General features: G+C 70.2%; 17 protein-coding genes. 10 read left to right on the top strand and 7 right to left on the bottom strand.

What is annotated here, in order from left to right; genetic code table 11:
* Window positions 1-2: 2 nt before the first annotated feature.
* Window positions 3-905: an SDR family NAD(P)-dependent oxidoreductase gene (locus OG978_RS39080; RefSeq protein ID WP_326769764.1), complete on the bottom strand. Its 903-nt coding sequence runs from the start codon at window positions 903-905 to the stop codon at window positions 3-5.
* 210 nt (window positions 906-1115) lie between these two features.
* On the opposite strand from OG978_RS39080, the gene OG978_RS39085 reads away from it, so the two are divergent.
* A complete protein-coding gene (locus tag OG978_RS39085) occupies window positions 1116-1985 on the top strand; it encodes a PaaX family transcriptional regulator (protein ID WP_326769765.1) in 870 nt (289 codons plus the stop codon).
* A gap of 121 nt (window positions 1986-2106) precedes the next feature.
* A complete protein-coding gene (locus tag OG978_RS39090) occupies window positions 2107-3501 on the top strand; it encodes an NAD(P)/FAD-dependent oxidoreductase (RefSeq protein WP_326769766.1) in 1395 nt (464 codons plus the stop codon).
* Between the two features lie 308 nt (window positions 3502-3809).
* Here OG978_RS39090 and OG978_RS39095 read toward each other — a convergent pair whose 3' ends face one another.
* On the bottom strand, window positions 3810-5312 hold the full coding sequence (locus OG978_RS39095; protein ID WP_326769767.1) for a long-chain-fatty-acid--CoA ligase: 1503 nt from the start codon (window positions 5310-5312) through the stop codon (window positions 3810-3812).
* Window positions 5263-6438: a TauD/TfdA family dioxygenase gene (locus tag OG978_RS39100; RefSeq protein WP_326769768.1), complete on the bottom strand. Its 1176-nt coding sequence runs from the start codon at window positions 6436-6438 to the stop codon at window positions 5263-5265. Before OG978_RS39100 ends, OG978_RS39095 begins: the two co-directional genes overlap by 50 nt.
* Window positions 6439-6615: 177 nt before the next feature.
* Here OG978_RS39100 and OG978_RS39105 point away from each other — a divergent pair, with 177 nt between their 5' ends.
* From OG978_RS39105 to OG978_RS39140, 8 genes are all read left to right on the top strand, one after another.
* Window positions 6616-7635, top strand: a complete 1020-nt coding sequence (locus tag OG978_RS39105; protein ID WP_326769769.1) for an AraC family transcriptional regulator — start codon at window positions 6616-6618, stop codon at window positions 7633-7635.
* Between the two features lie 172 nt (window positions 7636-7807).
* The gene (locus tag OG978_RS39110) at window positions 7808-8866 is read left to right on the top strand and encodes a 3-keto-5-aminohexanoate cleavage protein (RefSeq protein ID WP_326769770.1); all 1059 of its coding nucleotides are present in this window, start codon (window positions 7808-7810) and stop codon (window positions 8864-8866) included.
* A gap of 26 nt (window positions 8867-8892) precedes the next feature.
* Window positions 8893-9864, top strand: a complete 972-nt coding sequence (locus OG978_RS39115) for a quinone oxidoreductase family protein (RefSeq protein ID WP_326769771.1) — start codon at window positions 8893-8895, stop codon at window positions 9862-9864.
* Window positions 9865-9898: 34 nt separating this feature from the next.
* Complete coding sequence (locus tag OG978_RS39120; protein ID WP_326769772.1) at window positions 9899-10774, top strand: TauD/TfdA dioxygenase family protein; 876 nt, start codon at window positions 9899-9901, stop codon at window positions 10772-10774.
* A 4-nt stretch (window positions 10775-10778) separates the two neighbouring features.
* The gene (locus OG978_RS39125) at window positions 10779-12044 is read left to right on the top strand and encodes an MFS transporter (RefSeq protein WP_326769773.1); all 1266 of its coding nucleotides are present in this window, start codon (window positions 10779-10781) and stop codon (window positions 12042-12044) included.
* Complete coding sequence (locus OG978_RS39130; protein ID WP_326769774.1) at window positions 12041-12634, top strand: RBBP9/YdeN family alpha/beta hydrolase; 594 nt, start codon at window positions 12041-12043, stop codon at window positions 12632-12634. Before OG978_RS39125 ends, OG978_RS39130 begins: the two co-directional genes overlap by 4 nt.
* A complete protein-coding gene (locus OG978_RS39135) occupies window positions 12631-14607 on the top strand; it encodes an acetoacetate--CoA ligase (protein WP_326769775.1) in 1977 nt (658 codons plus the stop codon). Before OG978_RS39130 ends, OG978_RS39135 begins: the two co-directional genes overlap by 4 nt.
* A gap of 467 nt (window positions 14608-15074) precedes the next feature.
* Complete coding sequence (locus tag OG978_RS39140; protein WP_326769776.1) at window positions 15075-16490, top strand: amidase; 1416 nt, start codon at window positions 15075-15077, stop codon at window positions 16488-16490.
* Between the two features lie 52 nt (window positions 16491-16542).
* On the opposite strand, the gene thpR is transcribed toward OG978_RS39140, so the two are convergent.
* The 4 genes from thpR to OG978_RS39160 form a co-directional block, all read right to left on the bottom strand.
* Window positions 16543-17157 carry an RNA 2',3'-cyclic phosphodiesterase gene (gene thpR, locus OG978_RS39145; protein ID WP_326769777.1) on the bottom strand — a complete coding sequence of 205 codons (615 nt, stop codon included), beginning with the start codon at window positions 17155-17157 and terminating at the stop codon, window positions 16543-16545.
* Window positions 17158-17325: 168 nt separating this feature from the next.
* Complete coding sequence (locus tag OG978_RS39150) at window positions 17326-18297, bottom strand: NAD-dependent epimerase/dehydratase family protein (protein ID WP_326769778.1); 972 nt, start codon at window positions 18295-18297, stop codon at window positions 17326-17328.
* A gap of 21 nt (window positions 18298-18318) precedes the next feature.
* Entirely contained in the window at window positions 18319-19614 is a 1296-nt protein-coding gene (locus OG978_RS39155; protein ID WP_326769779.1) for a nucleotide sugar dehydrogenase, read from the bottom strand.
* A 238-nt stretch (window positions 19615-19852) separates the two neighbouring features.
* Window positions 19853-21370 (bottom strand): N,N-dimethylformamidase beta subunit family domain-containing protein, encoded by a 1518-nt coding sequence (locus OG978_RS39160; protein ID WP_326769780.1) that lies wholly within the window; start codon window positions 21368-21370, stop codon window positions 19853-19855.
* Window positions 21371-21376 lie beyond the last annotated feature (6 nt).

The following is a 21376-nucleotide window of genomic DNA, read 5'->3' on the forward strand; positions in this document are numbered from 1 at the left end:
CCTCACAGCCGCGGGGCGGGGATGCCGAAGGTCTGCGGGGTGCGGCCGACGGTCACCGGCCAGGCGGCGGCGATCGTGTCGGCGCTCCAGCCCCCGTCGGCGTACGCCACCGAGACCTCCTGCGGGTGCGACCAGAGGGACAGCTTGTCGCCGCCGATGCCGATGCACTGGCCGTTCACGTCGGCCGAGGCGTTCGAGGCGAGGAAGGTCACCAGACCAGCGACGTCCTCGACGGTGCCGAACCCCTCGCCCTTGCGCAGGCTGTCGGGAAAGGCCGTGCCGTCCTGCTCCAGCGCCTCGATGTGCGGGGCGAAGGCGGGGATGGTCTTGGTCATGGCGGTCGCGGCGACCGGGATGACGGCGTTCGCGGTGATGCCCGCGCGCGCCAACTCCATCGCCCAGGTGCGCACCATGGCGGCGACGCCGGCCTTGGCGGCGGCGTAGTTGGTCTGGCCGAAGTTGCCGAGCTGCCCGGCAGGGGAGCCGGCGACGATGATCCGCCCGCCCTCGCCCTGCTCGCGCATCCGGGCCACGGCGGCTCGGACGCAGGTGAAGGTCCCGCGCAGATGTACCTGGACGACGGTGTCGAAGTCCTCGTCGGTCATCTTCCACAACACCTTGTCCCGCAGCACACCGGCGTTGGTGACCATGACGTCGAGGCGGCCGAAGCTGTCGACCGCGCGGGCGACCAGGGCCTCGGCTGCCGAGGTGGTGCCGACCGGCACCACCTCGGCGACGGCCCGGCCGCCGGCGGCGGAAATCTGCTTGACGGCCGCGTCGGCGGCCTCGGCGTCGACGTCGTTGATCACCACGGCGGCACCGGCGGCGGCGAGGGACCGGGCGTAGCCGAGCCCGAGGCCACGGCCGCTGCCCGTGACGACGGCGACCTTGTCGGAGAGATCCATGAACGGGGTCCTTTCCCGTGGAACGGGGGAGATGAGGGGGGAGCGCGGAGGCGCGGGCGCGTGGCGCCGTTCTTCTGCGGGGCAGCGTGTACGGAGCAGCGACCGGTAGAACGCGCCGATGGCGCCAAAGCTAGGCATGTTCGTGTCGGCAGTCAATGAATTGCCGAATATTGATCGTCGTCGCCCGGGTCGCACCCCTACGCTGTCCCCGTGACCCATCCCGACCCCGCCCAGGGACGCGAGCCGGAGCCTGCCGCCGAACGCGGAGCCCCACCCCGCCCCCAGTCCTTGATGCTGAGCTTCTTCGGTATCCACGTCCTCGGTACCGACACCGCGCTCTCCTCGGCGAGCGTCATCGACGCCTTCGCTCGTGTGGCGGTGGGGGAGGACGCCGTCCGCTCCACCCTCACGCGCATGGTCGGCCGCGGCCTGCTGGAGCGGCACCGACGTGGCCGCAGGATGTACTTCTCGCTCACGAGCCGCGCTGCCGCCGTGCTCGCCGACGGGCAGGAGCGTATCTGGCGCACCGGCGCCGTGAACCGAGCCTGGGACGGCACCTGGACCCTGATCGGATTCTCGCTGCCGGAATCCTGGCGACGCGAGCGCCACGACCTCCGCTCCCGGCTCGTCTGGGCCGGCTTCGGCCCGCTGCAGAACGGCCTCTGGGTCGCCCCCGGCCGGGTGGACGTTGCTCCCCTCGCGGCGGAGCTGGGACTGGGGGACCGCATCAGGGCCTTCCGGGGCGAGGTCGCCGCGCCCACCGAGGTCGGCCCCCTGGTCCGTACCGCCTTCGACATCGACGCGATCGCCGAGGGCTACCGTGACTTCCTGGTCCGCTGGGGCGGCGGCTCCGCGCCCGCCGAGGCCGGCGACGACCTCGGCCGCCAGCTCCTGCTCCACACCGACTGGCTCGACCTGGTGCGACGCGACCCCCACCTGCCGGCCGAGCACTTGCCCGAGGAGTGGCCGGCCGCGCGCGCCGAGGAGCTCTTCCGGGAGCTGGCGCTCCGCTTCGAGCCCGAGGCGAGCCGGATCGCGCACGAGATCCTCGACCGCTGGGACCCGGCCAGACCTGCCTGACCTGCGGAAACGGGTGTGCGGTGGGCCCTTACGTCAACACCATTGACCTTATCGAGTCCGGGCGGGTCTCATTACGGCATTCCGGAGGCCTGTACCTCCGCGATCCTAAGGAGCCCGCCCCATGGACCACCTCACCTCGCTCCGGGACGCCGAACCGACCCCGTTCTGGCTGGACGACCCCGACAGGCCGCAGGGCACTCCCGCCCTGACCGGGGGCACCACCTGCGACCTCCTCGTGGTCGGCGGAGGGTACACCGGCCTCTGGACCGCCCTCGTCGCCAAGGAGCGCGACCCCTCGCTCGACGTGGTGCTCATCGAGGCCGACGAGGCCGGCGGTGCAGCTTCCGGCCGTAACGGCGGATTCTGCGAGTCCAGCCTCACCCACGGCCTGCACAACGGCCTCGACCGCTGGCCCGACGAGATCGGCATCCTCGAACGCCTGGGCCGCGAGAACCTCCAGGCGATCGAGGACACCGTCGAACGCCACGACATCGACTGCGCCTGGGAGCGCACCGGCTCCATCGTCGTCGCCACCGAGCCCTACCAGGTCGAAGGCCTCCAGCACGAGGCCGAGGTTGTCGCCCGCTACGGCGGCAACCCCGTCCTGCTCGACACCGAGGCCGTCCGGGCCGAGATCAACTCCCCGACCTTCCTCGGTGGTCTGTGGAACAAGGACGACGTCGCCATGGTCAACCCGGCCCGGCTCGCCTGGGGCCTCAAGCGCGCCTGCCTCTCCCTCGGCGTCCGCGTCTTCGAGCACACACCGGCGCTCTCGCTCGACGAGCGGGGCGCCGTGATGACAACCCGCACCCCCTACGGCAGGATCACGGCCCGACGGGTCGCCCTGGCCACGAACGCGTACCCCTCCCTGCTCCGTCGCCACCGCCCGTACACCGTCCCCGTCTACGACTACGCGCTGATGACCGAACCGCTGAGCGAGCGGCAGCTCGCCTCCGTCGGCTGGCGGGGCCGTCAGGGCTTCGCGGACAGCGCCAACCAGTTCCACTACGTGCGGCTCTCCGCGGACAACCGCATACTGTGGGGTGGCTACGACGCCATCTACCGCTACGGGGGCCGCGTCCGCGCCGAACACGACCAGCGGCACGCGACCTTCGCCACCCTGGCGCGGCACTTCTTCACGACCTTCCCGCAGCTGGACGGAGTGCGCTTCACCCACGCCTGGGGCGGGGCCATCGACACCAGCACCCGCTTCTGTGTCTTCTTCGACACGAGTCACCACGGAAAGGTCGCGTACGCGGCCGGCTACACCGGCCTCGGTGTCGGCGCGACCCGATTCGGTGCGGAGGTCATGCTCGATCTGCTCGCCGGCGAGCGCACCGAGCGCACGGCGCTCGACCTCGTCCGCCGCAAACCCCTTCCGTTCCCGCCCGAGCCGGTCCGCTCGATCGGCATCGGGCTCACCAAATGGTCCCTGGCCCGCGCCGACCTCAACGAGGGCCGCCGCAACCTCTGGCTGAGGTCTCTGGACCGCTTCGGCCTCGGCTTCGACAGCTGAGTGTCCGCCGCCCACACACCCGCATCATCCGCACAACCGTCCTGCCCTCCCTGCACTGGGCACGGCCGAGGAGGCCCGTGACCGCACCCGAAATCCGGCCCGCAGCTCCCGTGATGCCGGATCCCGGCGGGCACACCATGTCCGCCGGACGCGCCCTGCTACGGCTGATGCCCATGCTCACCGTGTCCAGCGCCGCGATGCGGAGGCGATCGGGCTCGCGGCCATCGGTGATCCGGAGCACACTGCCCACGACCCCCCGAGCCGGCTCCGGAGGCCGTAGCACTCCCAGGGCCCACCGGCCGTGACGGTCAGGCGTCCAGGGGTTTCGGCGGAGCGACCACGATGTCCCGCTTGAGGATCTTGCCGGTCGCACCCTTGGGCAGTGCGTCGACGAACTGCACTATCCGCGGGTACTTGTAGGCTGCCACCCGCTGTCTGACATGGTCGCGCAGTTCGTCCGACGTCGTGCGGGTACCGGGCCGCAGGACCAGCACGGCGGCGATCTCCTCACCGTGTGCGGGGTCGGGAACACCGACCACCGCGGCCTCCAGGACGTCCGGGTGCTGGTACAGAACCTCCTCGATCTCCCGCGGATACACGTTGTAGCCGCCGCGGATGACGAGGTCCTTCTTGCGGTCGACGACGAAGTAGTAGCCGTCCTCGTCGACTCGGGCGAGATCGCCGCTGTGGAACCACCCGTTGCGGAAGGCGCGCGCGGTGGCGTCCGGCCGGTTCCAGTATCCCTTCATGACGTTCGTCCCCCGGATCGCCAGTTCGCCGACCTCGCCGGGGCCGACCGGGGAACCGTCGTCCGCGACGAGCCGCAACTCGACCCCGCGAACGGGAACCCCGATGGAGCCGGGCTTGCGGGGTCTGTCCGGCGGGTTGAAGCAGGCCACCGGAGACGTCTCCGAGAGGCCGTAGCCCTCCAGCACGGTGACGCCCAGTTCCCGCTCGGTGGCGTGCAACAGCTCGACAGGCAGCGAGGCGCCGCCCGAGACCGCGAGGCGCAGCCGCGGCAGGGGTTGTCCGATGCCGTTCTGGAGGAGCGCGTTGTACATCGTGGGCACCCCCAGGAAGACGGTCACCTCGTCCCGACGCATTGTCTCCAGAGCTCCGCCCGCGTCGAAGCGGGGCAGCAGGGTCAGGCAACAGCCCGCCGCGACCGCGGTGTTGAGGGCGCAGGTCTGCCCGAACGCGTGGAACAACGGGAGGCCTCCGAACAGGACGTCGTCCGGCCCCACGCGCAGCAGCGTCCGCGCCGTCGTCAGCGCGTTGCTCACGAGGTTGCGGTGTGTCAGCTCCGCACCCTTCGGAGTCCCCGTGGTGCCGGACGTGTACAGAATCACCGCGGTGTCGTCGTCGGCGCAGCGGGCCGCCCCGGTCATCGCCGGAATCGAGCGCAGTAGCGCGTCGAACACCGCCGGATCCGCGACCAGGCACTCCGCACCGGCCTGCGCCGCCGCCGGTGCGGCCTCGTCCGCGCAGGAGGGAGAGGCCACCACCAGACGGGCACCGCAGTCACGGAGCACGAAAGCCATTTCACCGGACTTCAGCAGTGGATTCATCGGGACCACCACGCCACCGGCGCGCAGGATGCCGTAGTACACGACGGGGAAGTGGATGACGTTGGGCAGGGCCACCGCCACGCGGTCGCCCGCGCGCAGCCCTTTGGCGCGCAGGAGTGCAGCGAGCCGGGCGGTCATGTCGTCGAGCTGGGAGTACGTGAGCAGGGCCCCGCCCTGCCGCACGGCCGTCCGGTCAGCGTGGGACCGGACGGATCGGGCCAGGAGTGCGAACAGGTCGGTCATGCGGCTTCCTTGTCGTCGGGGTTTGCGGGGTGATCACATCGCGTGGCGCGACTCCGCCGCGGCCACCGGCAGGGGAGTGCGCATCGCCCCAGAACTCCGGGGGCAGCTCGCGGGGGCGATGCGGGGTGAGCCACAACCGGAGTGCGTGAAACCGCGCTCCGGGCCCGGTGGTGCTCTCCGATGTCGTGAGGGAGTGCAGGACCGCGTGGTTGTTGACCAGCAGCAGGTCTCCGGGGGCGAGGGCGAGGTCGAGGCGGAGCTCCGGGGAGGCCGCCGACCCGTCGATGTGGTCGAACAGTTCCAGGTCGCCGGGGGTCAGACGCGGCACGTCGGGAAAGCGCTGTGCCGACTCCAGCCGGTGGCGGTCGTAACGCAGGCTGAACCTCTCCAGGCCACGGTGCGCGAGGGGCACCGCGTGACAGGGGCGCTGCCCCGGAGCCTGCTCTCCGAGGCGGTCGAGGAAATGCGTGCGATAGAGACCGCCGATGAGCTCGGGTCGACGCGCCAGCACGGTGTTGTGGACCGCCGCCGAACTGGCCAGCGCCGCATGCCCTCCGCTGCCGTCATTGCGCAGGCACAGCAGAGCGAGCATGTCGGCCTCGTCGGTGTGGAACGGCCGCGCCGCCCGGACCTCGTGCGTGTCCTCGATGTGGCCGAGCATGTGCCCCGTCGCGTTCTGCGACACCGGGATGCCGAGGTGCCGGCCCAGGCCCCAGAGAAGGACGCCGGCCGCCGCGAGGCCAGGTCTCTCGACCGGGATGCGGCGGACCAGGACGAAGCCCCGGCCGTACTCCAACTCCTCGGCCATGCAGGCAAGTTGTGAAGCAAGCCCCGGTACGGGGAAGCGGTCTGCGGTTATCCTCAGCAGCGGGGTCCCCCGTACACGTACTGCCTGCAGCGCCGCGTCGAGCTCGTCGAGCTGAGCCGGTGCAAGATGCCACTCCCAGGCACGGGAGTGCGCCAGCTCCGGACCCCGCCACACGGCAGAACCGGTGCAGGGGCTACGGGGAATCTCTACTGATGGCCGGCCCACCATGATTCTTCTCCTCTCTTCTTCGGTGCATTCCGCTGCACCAAGGGGTGGAATCCCGATTTCGTCCGCGAATTCGAGTCGAGAACGAGGCATTTTCAAAAGGCTGAGAATTTGCCAAGGTGTTTGTGCCAGAATTCCGTGAGGGCCCCGCGGTGGTGCCACGCTAGGTCACGGCCCGACGCATCGCTTGACCTGACGGGACAGAGCGCTTATCAATTTGGGACAGAGTCTTGGAGCGCCCCGACTGGAACAGAGCCCTGGAGTGCCCTGATGAAGCCGCTGGTCCGCAACGCAGCACTGAGCAACTACATAGAGCTCAGCCAGTCCCTCGGCATCGATCCGCGCACCCTGATGAAGCGCGTGGGTCTCGATCCGGTCGGGCTCGCCGTCCAGGACCGGTGGATCTCCGGCATCGCCGTCACCGAGCTCCTCGAACTCTCCGCCGCGGCCGCCGACCGCGACGAGTTCGGCCTGCTTCTCGCCGAGCGCCGCCGCTTCTCGAATCTCGGGCCCATCAGCCTCGTCCTGCGCGAGGAGCCCGACGTCCGCAGCGTCATCCAGCTCCTGGTCCGCCACGAGCGCATGTACAACGAGATGCTGCGCAGCCGGCTCACCGAGGCGAACGGCCTCGCCACCGTCAAGGTGAGCCTGGAGCTCGGTGAGGTGCGCCAGGCCCGGCAGGCCGTCGAGCTGGCCGTGGGTGCCTTCCACGGATTTCTACGGGTCTTCCTCGGCGCCCGCTGGCGGCCGGTGTCCGTGTGTTTCACCCACGGAGCCCCTCGCGACATCGCGGCGCACCGCCGCCACTTCGGGCCAGTGGTGGAATTCGACCAGGAATTCAACGGCCTGGTTTTCTACGCCACCGATCTCGACACCCCAAATTCGATGTCGGATCCCCTCTTGCGTGGCTACGCCCGCCAGTATTTCGAGTCCATCGCGGTGGCCTCGGAGACCACCGAGCTGGACCGGGTGCGCGAGCTGATCGAGGTCCTGCTGCCGACCGGACGCTGCTCGATCGAACAGGTCGCGGGGAGCCTCGGCGTCGACCGCAGGACCGTCCACCGGCATCTGGCCGCATCCGGCGAGACGTTCTCCTCGCTCGTCAACGCCACGCGCACACAGCTGGCCGAGCAACTGGTGGCGAACCCGCGCCGCTCCCTGACGGAGATCTCCGGCCTGCTCGGCTTCTCGGCCCCCAGCGCCTTCTCCCGCTGGTTCCGTGATCAGTTCGGCACCAGCGCACGCGAGTGGCGCACCCGGCGGGCGGCCACCGGCCCTGTCCCCAAGTGACAAGTCTTCTGTCACCTCGGGTGAAGCGCGGCGCGTAACCCGCTCTTAACGTGGCCGTACCGCAAGGGACACCGAAGCTCCTTCGAGCAATGCCCTTGTGAACAGCCCGAGTTGGTTCGGATGGTGCCCGACGGCCATCCGCCCGCCGCGTCCGCGTACCAGGAGATGACCCATGCACTTCCTCGATGACTCCCTGCTGCCCGAGAACCAGGAAAAGCTGGTGATCCAGGCCGCTCCCTACGGCCCGGAGTGGCTCCCCGGCGACGCCGACGACCTCCCCCTGACCATGGACGAGCACGTCCAGGCCGCCGTCGACTGCTACAACGCCGGCGCCACCGTGCTCCACATCCACGTACGCGAACTGGACGGTCACGGCTCCAAGCGCATGTCCATGTTCAACGAACTGCTCGGACGGCTGCGCGAGGCCGTTCCGGACATGGTCCTGCAGATCGGGGGATCCATCTCGTTCGCTCCCGAGGGCGAGGGTGCCGATGCGAAATGGCTGAGCTACGACACCCGCCACCTGCTGGCAGAACTCACCCCGCGTCCCGACCAGGTGACGATCGCCATCAACACCAGCCAGATGAACATCGTCGAGATCATGACGGACGACGATCTGACCGGCACCTCCATCGCCAAGCCCGACTACTACAAGGCCTACCGCGACATGGTCGTCGAGGCCGGTCCCGACTTCTACCTCGAACACCTGAAGCGCCTGCACGCCAACGACATCCAGCCGCACTTCCAACTCGCCACCATGGCACAGCTGGAGACCGTCGAGCGCCTCATCCGCAGCGGCGTGTACACAGGCCCGCTGGTCCTCAACTACGTGGCCATCGGCGGCGGATTCGCCGGGCGCCACCCAGCCGACCTGATCGAGTTCGTCCGCCGCGTCCCCGACGGCGCCGTCCTCACCATCGAGTCCTCGATGCGCGCCGTCGCCCCCATGAACGCCATCGCCATCGCCCTCGGCGTGCACGTCCGCGTGGGCAACGAGGACAACCTGTGGGCGAGCAAGGGCGAGCGCATGAGCTCCGTCCGACAGATCGAGCAAATGGTGCGGATCTCCGACGCCCTCGGTCGCGACATCGCGAGCGGCGCGGAGGCCAAGGAGATCTACCGCATCGGCGAGTACTACACCGACACCGACCAGACCCTGGCCCGGCTCGGCATGGTGCCCAACCGGCGTCCCGGACAGCGCGGGTTCATGCTCCGCGACACGACCCGCTGACCACCGCCGAACGAAGAGAGCATCCCATGGCACACGCCATCCGCTTCCATGAGACCGGCGGCCCCGACGTCCTGCGGCTGGAGCAGGTCACCGTCGGTGACCCGGGCCCCGGACAGGTCCGCGTCCGGCACGAGGCCATCGGCCTCAACTTCGCCGACACCTACTTCCGCACCGGCCTCTACCCGGCGCCGCTGCCCGCCGGTCTCGGTGTCGAGGGCGCCGGCATCGTCGAGGCCGCCGGCGCGGGCGTCACCCACGTCGCCGAGGGCGACCGCGTCACGTACACCGGCAGCCCGCTCGGCGCCTACAGCACCGAACGGATCATGCCCGCCGACCCGCTGATCCGGCTGCCCGACGGCATCGACTGCGAGACCGCCGCCGCGATGACCATGCGTGGCCTCACCGCCGCCTACCTGCTGCGCCGGATCCATCCGCTGAAGCCCGGCGACACGATCCTGCTGCACGCCGCCGCGGGCGGTGTCGGCCTGATCATCTGCCAGTGGGCGAAGCTGCTCGGCCTCACCGTGATCGGCACGGTCTCCACGGACGCGAAGGCCGAACTCGCCCGTGCCCATGGTTGCGACCACACCATCCTGTACCGCCGGGAGGACGTCGCCGAGCGAGTGCGGGAGCTGACCGGCGGGGCAGGTGTGCCCCTCGTCCTCGACAGCATCGGCAAGGACACCGTCGCCGGGTCCATGGCCTCGCTCAGCCGCCGCGGCCTGCTGGTCTGCTTCGGCACGGCATCCGGCGTGCCGCCGCTCGACGCGATGCAACTCGCCCTCCACGGCTCGCTGTTCGTGACCCGGCCCGCACTGGCCGACTACATCGCCGAGCCGACGGAGCGCGACGGCCTGGCCGACGAGCTGTTCGGCCACGTCGCTGCCGGCCGGATCGCGATCCGTGTCAACCAGCGCTACACCCTCGACGACGCGGCGGCGGCGCACCGTGCTCTGGAGGCGGGCCGCACCACGGGTTCGTCCGTCCTCATTCCCTGAACCCCTCATTCCCCCACCGCCCCAGGAGAGTGCAATGACGCAGACCTCCACCCGCACCCGGATCCAGGTCGAACCACTGACCTGCACCATCGGCGCCGAACTGCACGGCGTCCAGCTCAGCGAGGCCGCCCACGACGCCACCCTCCACGCCGAGATCAAACAGCTCCTGCTCCGCCACAAGGTGTTGTTCCTGCGTGACCAGGACATGACCCGCGCCGAGCACGTCGCCTTCGCCTCCCGCCTCGGCCCGCTGGAGGACCACCCGGTCCTCGGCAGCGACCCGGACCACCCGGGCCTCGTCCGCATCTACAAGGACCTGGACAGCAAGCCCGAGCACTACGAGAACGCCCTGCACTGCGACGCGACATGGCGCGACAGCCCGCCCATGGGTGCCGTGCTGCGCTGCGTCGAGACCCCCGAGGTGGGTGGCGACACGATCTGGGTGAACATGGCCGAGGCGTACCGCAGGCTCCCCGAACACATCCGCACACAGATCGCCGGCCTGCGAGCCCGGCACAGCATCGAAGCGAGCTTCGGCGCGGTCCTGCCGATGGAACAGCGCCACCAGCTCAAGGCCCGCTACCCGGACCCGGAGCACCCGGTGGTCCGCACCCACCCGGAGACCGGGGAGAAGATCCTCTTCGTCAACGCCTTCACCACCCATTTCGTCAACCACCACACCCCCGAGAACGTACGGTTCGGCCAGGACCATGCCCCCGGCGCCAATCTCCTGCTGAACTACCTGATCAGCCAGGCGGCGATCCCCGAGTACCAGGTCCGCTGGCGCTGGACCACGAACAGCGTGGCCATCTGGGACAACCGCTCCACCCAGCACTACGCCGTCCAGGACTACTGGCCGGCCGTCCGAAAGATGGAGCGCGCCGGGATCGCCGGTGACCGGCCCTGCTGAGCCGATGACCCGCCGCTACGCGTGGCTGGTGTTCGCCCTCAGCTTCGGACTGCTGCTGTCCGACTACATGTCGCGGCAGGTCCTGAACGCGGTGTTCCCGCTGCTGAAGGCCGAATGGTTGCTCTCCGACGCCCAGTTGGGCTCCCTGAGCGGGATCGTCGCCCTGATGGTCGGATTGCTGACCTTCCCGCTGTCGCTGCTCGCCGACCGATGGGGCCGGGTCAGGAGCCTGGTCCTGGCCGCGGTGGTGTGGAGCCTGGCGACCCTGGGCTGCGCCGTCTCCGCGAGCTACGGACAGATGTTCCTGGGCCGCTTCATGGTCGGCGTGGGCGAGGCGGCGTACGGCAGCGTCGGCATCGCGGTGGTGCTGAGCGTGTTCCCGATGGGCCTGCGAGCCACCCTCTCCGGCGCGTTCATCGCGGGCGGCGCCTTCGGATCCGTACTCGGAGTGTCGATCGGCGGTGTCGTGGCCCAACACCTGGGCTGGCGCTGGACGTTCGCCCTGATGGGTCTGTTCGGACTGGTCCTGGCAGCGGTCTACGGCGCCGTCGTGACGGAGCGGAAACTGGCAGCGGCCGACGTCGGACTCGGTGGCGCACCGGATACCAGGGGGCCGGTGCGGACCCTTCTGCCGCGGCTGTTCTCCTCCGTCTCCGTGCTGTGTGCCTATGTCGGCAGCGGGCTCCAGATGTTCATCGCGATGGCGCTGCTGGCCTGGATGCCCAGCTTCCTCGATCGCTCCTACGGCCTGGCGCCCGCCAAGGCAGGGCTCGCTGCCGGCGTCTTCGCGCTGATCACCGGGATCGGCATGATCGGCGGCGGAATGGTCAGTGACCGGCTCGGACGCGGAAAGCCCCATCTCAAATGGACCGTCGCCGTCGTCTGCAGCCTCGGATCGCTGGCACTGCTCACGGCAGGGTTCCAACTCCCTCCCGGCGCACCGCAACTCGTCCTCGTCGGCATCGGCACACTGCTGTCCAACGCCACCGCGGGACCTGCCGCCGCCATGGTGGTGAGCCTGACCCCGGCCGCCGTCCCGGCGACCGCCATGGCCACGCTCACCCTCGCCAACAGTCTGCTGGGCCTGGCACCCGGACCCGCGGTGACCGGCATGCTCGCCGACCGCATGGGCCTGCACGCCGCGCTCCAGGTGATCCCGCTCGTCTCGCTGGTGGCGGGCCTGGCCTTCGCCCTCGGCAGACGCCATTACGACAAGGGTCTCGTCTCGGTCTCGGCCTGGGCCCTCAGAGAATCGGAGCTCCCGACATGAACCCCACCCCCACCCCCACGGTCGTGCTGGTGCCCGGACTGCGTGACCACGTCCCCGACCACTGGCAGACGATACTCGCCGCCCGGATCGCCGGCGCCGTGACCGTGCCGCCTCCGACGGACGCCGGACTCGGCCGCGGCGCGCGGGTGACGGCCCTGAACGACACACTGTCCCGGATCCAGGGGCCGGTGGTGCTCGTCGCGCACAGCGCCGGAGTGCTCACCACCGTGCACTGGGCGGCCCGGCACCGCCACCCGGTGCGCGGCGCGCTGCTCGCGACACCACCGGATTTCGACACCCCGCTGCCCGACGGCCACCCCGGCCCGGGGACCCTGCGGGAGAACGGATGGCTGCCGATCCCCCGTACCCCGCTGCCGTTCCCCAGCGTCGTCGCGGCGAGCACCAACGACCCCCTGGCCCGCCTCGACCGGGTCGCCGAACTGGCCCGCGCCTGGGGCAGCCGCCTGGTGGACATCGGCCCGGTCGGCCACCTCAACCCCGCGTCGGGCTACGGGGAGTGGCCGCAGGCGCTGGAGTTCCTCCACACCTTCGACTGCGGCACGAGCTCGGACACCGAGGCGTCCGTATGAGCGCACCCAACTCCAACACCGCCGACTTCCTACGATGGTTGAGCAAGGAGCGCGGCCTGTCGTTCACCGACTACGCCGAGCTGTGGCGGTGGAGCACCGACGACCTGCCCGGCTTCTGGTCGGCCGTGTGGGAGTACTACGGCCTGCACGCCGTCAGCGACTACGACGAGGTGCTCGCCGACGCGACCATGCCCGGCGCGACCTGGTTCACCGGAGCGCGCCTCAACTTCGCCCGGCAGTGCCTCGCCCGCGCCACCGACGAACGCCCCGCACTCATCGCCGTGACCGAGACGGGCGACCCTGCGGAGATCTCGTGGGACCGGCTCAGCAGCGAAGTGGCCGGCGTGGCCGCCACCCTCCGCGAGATGGGCGTGGGCCCCGGCGACTGTGTCGCCGGGTACCTGCCGAACATCCCGCAGGCCGTGGTCGCCCTCCTGGCCGCTGCTGCCGTCGGCGCGACCTGGACGGTCTGCTCGCCGGACTTCGGTACGCCGAGCGTGCTCGCCCGGCTGCGCCAGGCGCGGCCGACGGTTCTGGTGGCCGCGGACGGCTACCGCTACGGGGGCAAGGACTACGACCGGCGCCCGCACGCCGCCGAGATCCTGGACGGTCTGCCCACGGTCCGCCACCTTGTCGTCGTCGACCGTCTGTACGCGTCCGAGAGCGGCCCGGCATGGTCCCGGCGGCCGGATGTGACACAGCACAGGTGGACCGAACTGGCCGACCGGCAGGCCCGACCGGTCTTCGCCGACGTCCCGTTCGATCACCCGCTGTGGATCCTGTGGTCCTCGGGCACCACCGGCGTACCGAAGGGCATCGTGCACGGCCACGGCGGCATCGTCGTGGAACTGCTCAAGGCCCTCGGGCTCGGTGCCGACCTGGGGGCGCAGGACCGCTATCTCTTCCACACCTCCACCAGCTGGATGGTGTGGAACTTCATGGTCGCGGGCCTGCTGCACGGGGCCACGCTCGTCCTGTACGACGGCAGCCCCGCCCACCCCGACATCAATGGGGTCTGGCGGATCGCCGAACGTACCGGCGCAACAGTCGTCGGCGTCGGCGCCGCGTACCTGATCGCCGCGGAAAAGGCGGGCGCCCACCCGGGGGCCGATACGGACCTCCGCGCGGTGCGGTCCATCCTGCAGACCGGCTCGGCGATGCCCGACAGCACCTGGCACTGGGTCCACGACCGGCTCGCCCCCGACGCCCGGCTCCAGTCGATCTGCGGCGGCACCGACATCTGCTCGGTCCTCGCCGGCGGCTCCCCGCTGCTGCCGGTGCGCACGGGCCGGATCTCCGGGCCCGCCCTGGGCGTGGCCCTTGCGTCCTGGGACGCCACGGGGCAGCCGCGCACTGGGCAGCAAGGCGAACTGGTGGTGACGGCGCCACTGCCGTCGATGCCGTTGTTCTTCGTCGACGACCCTGGCGACGAGCGTTACAGGAGCAGCTACTTCGACGTCTATCCGGGCGTGTGGCGGCACGGCGACTGGGTCACCGTCGACACCGACCTCTCCGTCGTGGTGGCCGGACGCTCCGACGCCACGCTCAACCGGATGGGGGTGCGGATGGGCTCGGCCGATCTCTACGCCGTCGTCGAACAGCTCCCGCGGATCGCGGACAGTCTCGTCGTCGGCGCCGAGCTGCCGGACGGGCGCTACTGCATGCCTCTGTTCGTCGTGCCCGCGGAAGGGGCGCGATTCGACGACGACCTGTGCGACGAGATCGTCGGCGCGATCCGGCAGAGCCTGTCGCCCCGGCATGTACCGGACATCGTGGTCCCCATCGAGGCGGTGCCCCGCACCCTCACGGGAAAGAAGCTGGAGGTCCCGGTCAAGCACATTCTCCAGGGCGCACGCGTCACCGATGTGAGTACGGAAGGCGCGGTGACCCGGCCCGACATGCTGGCCTGGTTCGCGGACTTCGCCGCCGAACTGCGCACCGGCAGGGGAGAGGAGCCACTGCAGAGCACGTGATCACCCCAGGGTGCCTGGAGAGCAATGCTCGCTCCGGGCACCCGACGTGAGGCTTTCAGGAAGAACCGGGTTTCTCGGCGGAGCAGCCGCGGGAAAGGTTCTTCGTCTGCTGTTACGAGCCGTGCAGCGCCTACCGGAACGAGATGTACCGCCAAGGTCTCTTCGGCTTGCTCCCCGAACACCCCATGAATGTCGACGATTTGGAGGAACGAGCCCGCAACGCCATGCCGCCGTCCGTGTGGTCGTACGTGGCCGGGGGAGCGGGAGCGGGCGACGAGCGCACGCAGGGGGCCGATCGAGAGGCGTTCGCGCATTGGGGACTCATCCCGCGCATGCTCGCGCCACAAGCCCTGCGACGCGTCTGCCCTTGGCTTCACTGACCGCCCCCCGTGTTTGAGGCCTCGCGTGTTACTTATCGGTAAGGAATGATGGGAGCAACCAACCACACGGCGGGGGCTGAGGCAGCGATGACGACTTTCGAGGAACGGACCAGGGTGCACGCCTTCCGGGACGACGCCCTGGGAGACCACGACGCCGTCGGTCTCGCCGCGGCGATCCGACGGGGCGAGGTCGGCGCCGCCGAGGCAGCCAGGGACGCGGCGGCGCGGGTACGGATGGTCGAGGCACGGCTCAACGCGGTCCGGACATACGTCGACGTCCCGGCGGCCGCCATCCGCGCGGGCGGTGCCTTTGCCGGGGTGCCGACATTCGTCAAGGACAACATCGACTACCTGGGGCTCCCCACCGGCCATGGCAGCGCGGCCTTCACCCCGAGGCCCGCACAGCGGCACGCGCCGTTCGCCCGGCAGTTCCTGAGCAGCGGCGTCACGGTGCTGGGCAAGACCCGGCTGCCCGAGTTCGGGTTCAGCCCGACCACGGAGTTCGAGGGCGCCGAGCCCGTTCGCAACCCGTGGAACACGGGGTACTCGGCGGGTGGTTCGTCGGGCGGCAGCGCGGCGCTCGTCGCCGCCGGTGCGGTGCCGATCGCGCACGCCAATGACGGCGGTGGCTCGATCCGTATCCCCGCCGCCTGCTGCGGTCTCGTCGGTCTCAAACCGACCCGCGGACGGGTCGTGGCGAACGCCGAGAGCCGTCGACTGCCGCTCGACATCGTCTCCGACGGCATCGTGAGCCGTTCTGTTCGGGACACCGCCGCGTTCCTCGCCGCCGCCGAGAGGTACTGGCGCAACCCGAAGCTGCCGCCCCTGGGCCTGGTCGAAGGTCCCTCGGAGCGGCGGCTGCGCATCGGGTTCCTGGTGGACTCGCCGAACGGTGTCCACGCCGACACCGCCACCCGGGCGGCCGTCACGGAGACCGTGGCCACGCTCGATCGGCTCGGCCACACCGTGGAGCCGGTGGAGTTGGACCTCGACGCCCGATTCACCGACGACTTCCTCACCTACTGGGGCCTGCTGTCATTCCTCATCGGTTCCACAGGCCGGACCCTCGGCGCCGACTTCGACCGGCACCGCATGGACGGCCTCAGCCGAGGGCTGCGGGATACGTACCTGGAGAACTGGCGGCGCACCCCGGGCGTGCTGCGGAGGCTCAGGCGTACGAGGGAGGCGTACGCGGCGGCGTTCCGCGGCTTCGACCTCATCCTTTCCCCCGTACTCGCCCACACCGCGCCCCCGATCGGCCACCTCAGCCCCACCATTCCCTACCCGACGTTGATCGAACGGATCCTCGCGTACGTCGCGTTCACGCCCATCGACAACGTGGTCGGCACACCGTCGATCTCGGTGCCCGCCCCGAGCGCGACCGAGGACGGGCTGCCCGTCGGCGTCATGCTCTCCGGCCGCCCGGGCAGTGAACGGACGCTGCTGGAGGCCGCGTTCGCACTGGAGGCGGAGCAGCCTTTCCGGTGTATCCAGGACCTGTGACACCGCGGCGACACCCCGGGCCTCCTGCGGTTCTGGCGGCCGCTCGCTGTCGTCAGAGCCCTTCGAAACCCCATGATGTGATGTCGCGGTAGCGGATCGGCCCCGGACCGCGGCCGATGTTGCTGCCGACCAGATGCAGGCGCGCCGCCCGCCACGGCCGGCCGGTGAACCCGGACAGACCGGCGGCCGCCACCGCGCACGAGGTGTCGTCGCGGCGGGCGCGGGCCAGGGTGAGATGCGGCCGCAGGGGCCGGCCCGCGAAGGGGACACCGCACTCCTCGACCACGGCGCGCACCGCGGTGGCGAGCAGGCGCAGTCCTTCCAGGTCTCCGTCGATCCCGCTCCACAGCACCCGCTCGTCGAAATGCCCGCTGCCGCGCAGTGCCAGTTCCAGTGGTGGGCGCGTCGCGGCCAGATGCGCGAGGGGTGGCAGCAGCAAGGGCACTGCCGTGACAGGGAGCTCCCCGAGGAACGCCAGGGTGATGTGCCAGTCCTCGATGCGGTTCCACCGCATGCGTGGGTACGCCTCGTACGTGGGGCTCAGCGCCCGCGCCAACTCGTCCTTCGCCTCATCGGGCGGGGCGAGGGCGATGAACACACGTATCGTCCCCGCCGGGAGCTGTTCGCCCGCTCCGGATTCCATGGCCTGCTCGGACGGATCGGTCATTGTCGCTTTCCTGCTCGGGGCGCGGCCGGTCCCGCGTACGCCGCCCGATGACACGCCGCCCGGCCCCGCAATCTCATTCCTTGCCGACCCGAGGGTACGGGGTGGCCGGGACGCGCCGACGACGCGGTGCGGTGCAGGGGGCGCGGGCCATGCGTGGCAGCGCGGACGTCAGCTCGTGGAGGCGGCGGAAGGCCATGCCTCAGCATGCTTTTCGTGCCGCCGGAACCATTCGACGGTGCGTTCCAGGCCCTCGCGCAGGGGGACGGGTTCGACCTCGGGGAAGAGGCGGAGCAACCGGGAGTTCTCCGCGTGGGAGTGCCGCACGTCCCCCGGGCGAGGGGACACGTATTGCGGATTCAGTGGAGTCCCGAGGACCGCTTCCAGCTCCTCGATCAGTTCTCCGAGCGAAGTGCGCGTGCCGTAGGCGAGGTTCACCGGTTCGGCGGAGACGACCTTTCGCAGTGCCGCTCGGGTGAGCACGCGGCAGACGGTCTCCACGTAGGTGAAGTCGCGGCTCTGGCGGCCGTCGCCGTGCACGACGACCGGGCGACCGGTGGTCAGCGCGCTGATCCAGGCGGGCACCACTGCTGCGTAGGCGTGCCCGGCGGCCTGACGGGGTCCGTACACGTTGAAGAAGCGGAACGGCAGGACCGGCAGGTCGTAGCAGTGGTGGAAGGCGGCCAGATACGCCTCGGAGGCCAGTTTGCTCACCGCGTAGGGGCTGAGGGGGACAGGACGCAGGTCCTCGTGCTTGGGGATACCGGGATTGGCGCCGTAGACGGAGGACGAGGAAGCCGCGATCACCTGCGCCGCGCCTGCGCGCCGGGCGGCCTCCAGGACGGTGAGCGTGCCCGTGGCGTTGGCGTGGTGGCTGGCGAGGGGATTCTCCACCGACCGGGGCACGGAGGGAAGGGCGGCGAGATGCACGATCGAATCCATGCCCTGGAACGCCCGGTCGAGGAGGGGGCCGTCCAGGACGCTGCCCTCGGTGAAGTGCACATCGAGTCCGGCGAGGTTGTCCTTGAACCCGGTGGACAGATCGTCCACGACCCGCACTTCGGACACCTCGCTGTGCCGGGTGAGGGCATGTGCGAGATTGCTGCCGATGAAGCCGGCACCTCCGGTGATCACGATCTTCACGCTCACCACTCCCGATCAGAGTCAGAGGACGTCGATATTGTCGCCGCCGAGCCGTCGGCGGCAGTCCAGTACATAGGCGGAGCATGCGGCAATGAGGTCGTAGTCGAACGCGTCGTGATCGGCGAGCAGGAGCACCGCGTCAGCGGCCGACAGCTCGCCGGCACCGGCCGTCACCCTGAGGACTCCGTCCAGTACCCCGGAAACCGGGGGCACCGACTGGGCGACATGCGGATCTGCCGCGGTGACGTCCGCCCCCAGGGCGAGGAGGAGTTCGGCGATACGCGCGGCGGGGGTTTCGCGGGCGTCGCTGGTGTTCGCCTTGTAGGCAAGTCCCAGCAGCAGCACGCGGGAGCCCTTGACCGCCTTTCCGCGCCGCTCGAGCGCTTCTGCCAGCCGCCCCACCACGTAGTCGGGCATGTGGCTGTTCACGTCATTGGCGAGTTCGACGAAGCGGAAGGTACGACCGGCCGCGCGCTCGGCCCACCAGGACAGATAGGACGGGTCGATGGGCAGACAGTGCCCGCCGACGCCCGGGCCGGGAAGGAAGCGCAGGAACCCGTGGGGTTTCGTCGCGGCCGCATCGATCGCTTCCCACACGTCGACGCCGAGGTCGTGGGCGAACGTGGCGAGTTCGTTGACCAGGGCGATGTTCACGTGGCGGAAGGTGTTCTCCAGCAGTTTGGCCATCTCTGCGGTCCGGCAGCTGCTGACCGGCACCGTCGTGTCCACGATGGAACCGTAGAAGTCCGTGATGGACTCCAGTGAGGCCGCGTTCACCCCGGAGACCACCTTGGGGGTGTTCTCCAGGCGCCAGCGTGTGTTGCCGGGGTCTATGCGCTCCGGGCTGTACCCGAGATGGAAGTCCCGGCCCGCGACCAGGCCGGACGCTGTCTCCAGGAGAGGCGCGACAAGTTCCTCGGTCGTCCCGGGGTAGGTGGTCGACTCCAGTACGACGGTGGCTCCCACCCGGAGGAACCCGCTCAGCATCCGGGCCGAGTCGACGATGTGCGACAGGTCGGGCAGTCCGTCGCTCAGGGGTGTGGGCACGGTGATGAGCGCGATGTCGAAGCCCTCGCAGTCGGCCGGGTCCCGGCCGGCCCGGTAGGCCCCGGATGCCAGCAGCGGGGCAAGCCGTGCGGAGGAGACGTCCTCGACGTACGAGTCTCCGGCCAGGAGGCGGCCGACCCGCTCCTTGTCCACGTCGTGTCCGACGACCTCGTACCCGGATTCTGCGGCTCGGACCGCCAGCGACAGCCCCACGTAGCCCTGCCCGACGACGACCACGCGGCCGAGACCTTCAGGTGCGGTGGGATTCACCCTTCCCCCCTGGTCGCGCGCCCTCGGGGACGGGTTCTCACGGGTCGCCGGCTCTGCGGTGCGGTTCCTGTGGGGCCGTTCCGGCTGCATGCGCCGGGCCGTACTGGCATAGGTATTCCCCTCCGGGTGTTCGCCCCCATGGAGTGGCTCCGGGCAGTCGAACTGCCCGGAGCCACCGGTGCGTTGGTGCCGGGCCGGACGGTGGCGCGCGTCCGGTCCGGTGCGGCGGTGTCCGGCCTCAGGTGAGCAGGGTGATCACATTGCGGGTGATGGCGCGTATCCGTGGGTCCAGGCGCAGTAGCCGTGGCCAGTCGGTGGTGGCCGCGTTGAAGACCGTTCCGCCCCTGGTGTAGAACCCGAAGGTCGCGGCCCTCCTCGGGTCGGTGTTCTCGCGAGCGGTGGTTTTCCATCCGGATTCCGGGGCGGTGGGAAGATCCGCGACGCCCAGGATGGTGAAGTCGGCGGGTGTGCCGTCGCTTCCGGTCGGGACGGCCGGCCCGTGGATGTCGCGCCGGTACGCGGCTCCGTCGCATTCGTAGCCCACGAGGGAGTGTTCGGCTCCGAGGATTTCGCCTTCACGCAGTCCGGTGCCGGCGAAGACAGGGTGCCCGGTGTGCTGAACGGTGAAGCCCAGTTCTTCGCGCGGACCGTCCCAGTGGCCGCCGCCGTTGCGGTAGCTGACGCCGATGAGCAGGTTCTCGGGTTCGGTCTCCCACCAGTGGTCGGGGGCGCCTCGCATACGGTCGACGTCGGATCCCTGGGGGACCCCGGGAGGGTACTTGGCACAGCTGATGGCGGTGCCGTCGTCATTCGGTGTGACCCGCCACCAGCAGGTGTTGGCCCCGAAAACAGCGATGTTGCCACCCCGGTCGCGGAAGGCGGTGACGTTCCTGCGGGTGCGCGGGCTCCAGTACTCGTCGTGTCCCGCGGACAGCAACAGCCGGTATCCGTCGGTGAGATGAGGAGATTCGTCGAGGTCGAGGTCGGTGCAGTAGTCGGCGGTGAACCCAGATGCCTCCAGCCACGAGATGAAGGGCGCGTCCCAATGCGCGAAGGTCTGGCGGGGTGTTCGCGGGTCGTGTGCGTCGGGCATGCCTTTCACCGGGCCGCCGATCCCGCCGCCCGGGCGCCGCAGAGTGACGGTGCGGTGCGCCTCGTCACGTGGAAGGGCACCGTACAGACTCGCTCCTCCGCTTCTGTTGTAGGCGTGGTAGGTGAAGACGGGCACCTTGTACAGGATGTGAGCGGTCCGGGCGGGTTCGCGGGCCGTCACCACGAAGAGCGTCCGGGAGTGCCGGGCGTCCAGGGCTTCGGCATCGGCCGGGGGCGGGGCGGTCGGTCGGGCGGTAGCGGGGCCGAGCACCGCGACGTAGACACCCGAGGGCCACTCTTCGGGAATCGTGAAGTCGTGGCAGGGCCAGTTCCAGTCCTCGTCGTGGCTGCCCGGGCTCGCATACCGGCCCGGACCTTCGGTACCGCCCATGAGACGCGGGCGGGCACCGCAACGGTAGAAGTCGGCCCGGAACCGTTCCGCGCGGGTCGAGACGTGCAACCGCAGGGTCTCTCCGGCGCGAACGCTCGGCCGGCCGGGATATCCGTCCACGACCACGTCGGCGGAGGGCTCCGGAGTACTGGTCCGTACACGGGGCAGGCCGATGCCGACGGCATGGCTCCTGGGTCCGCCGGTGTGGCTGGTGCGGCCCGCACCGCTCTCGGGACGTGCCGCCGCCACTGTCGTGGGGCCGGGGCTGTGCACGGCGTC

Origin of the sequence: Streptomyces sp. NBC_01591, from assembly GCF_035918155.1 — a bacterium.
Taxonomy (GTDB): Bacteria; Actinomycetota; Actinomycetes; order Streptomycetales; family Streptomycetaceae; genus Streptomyces.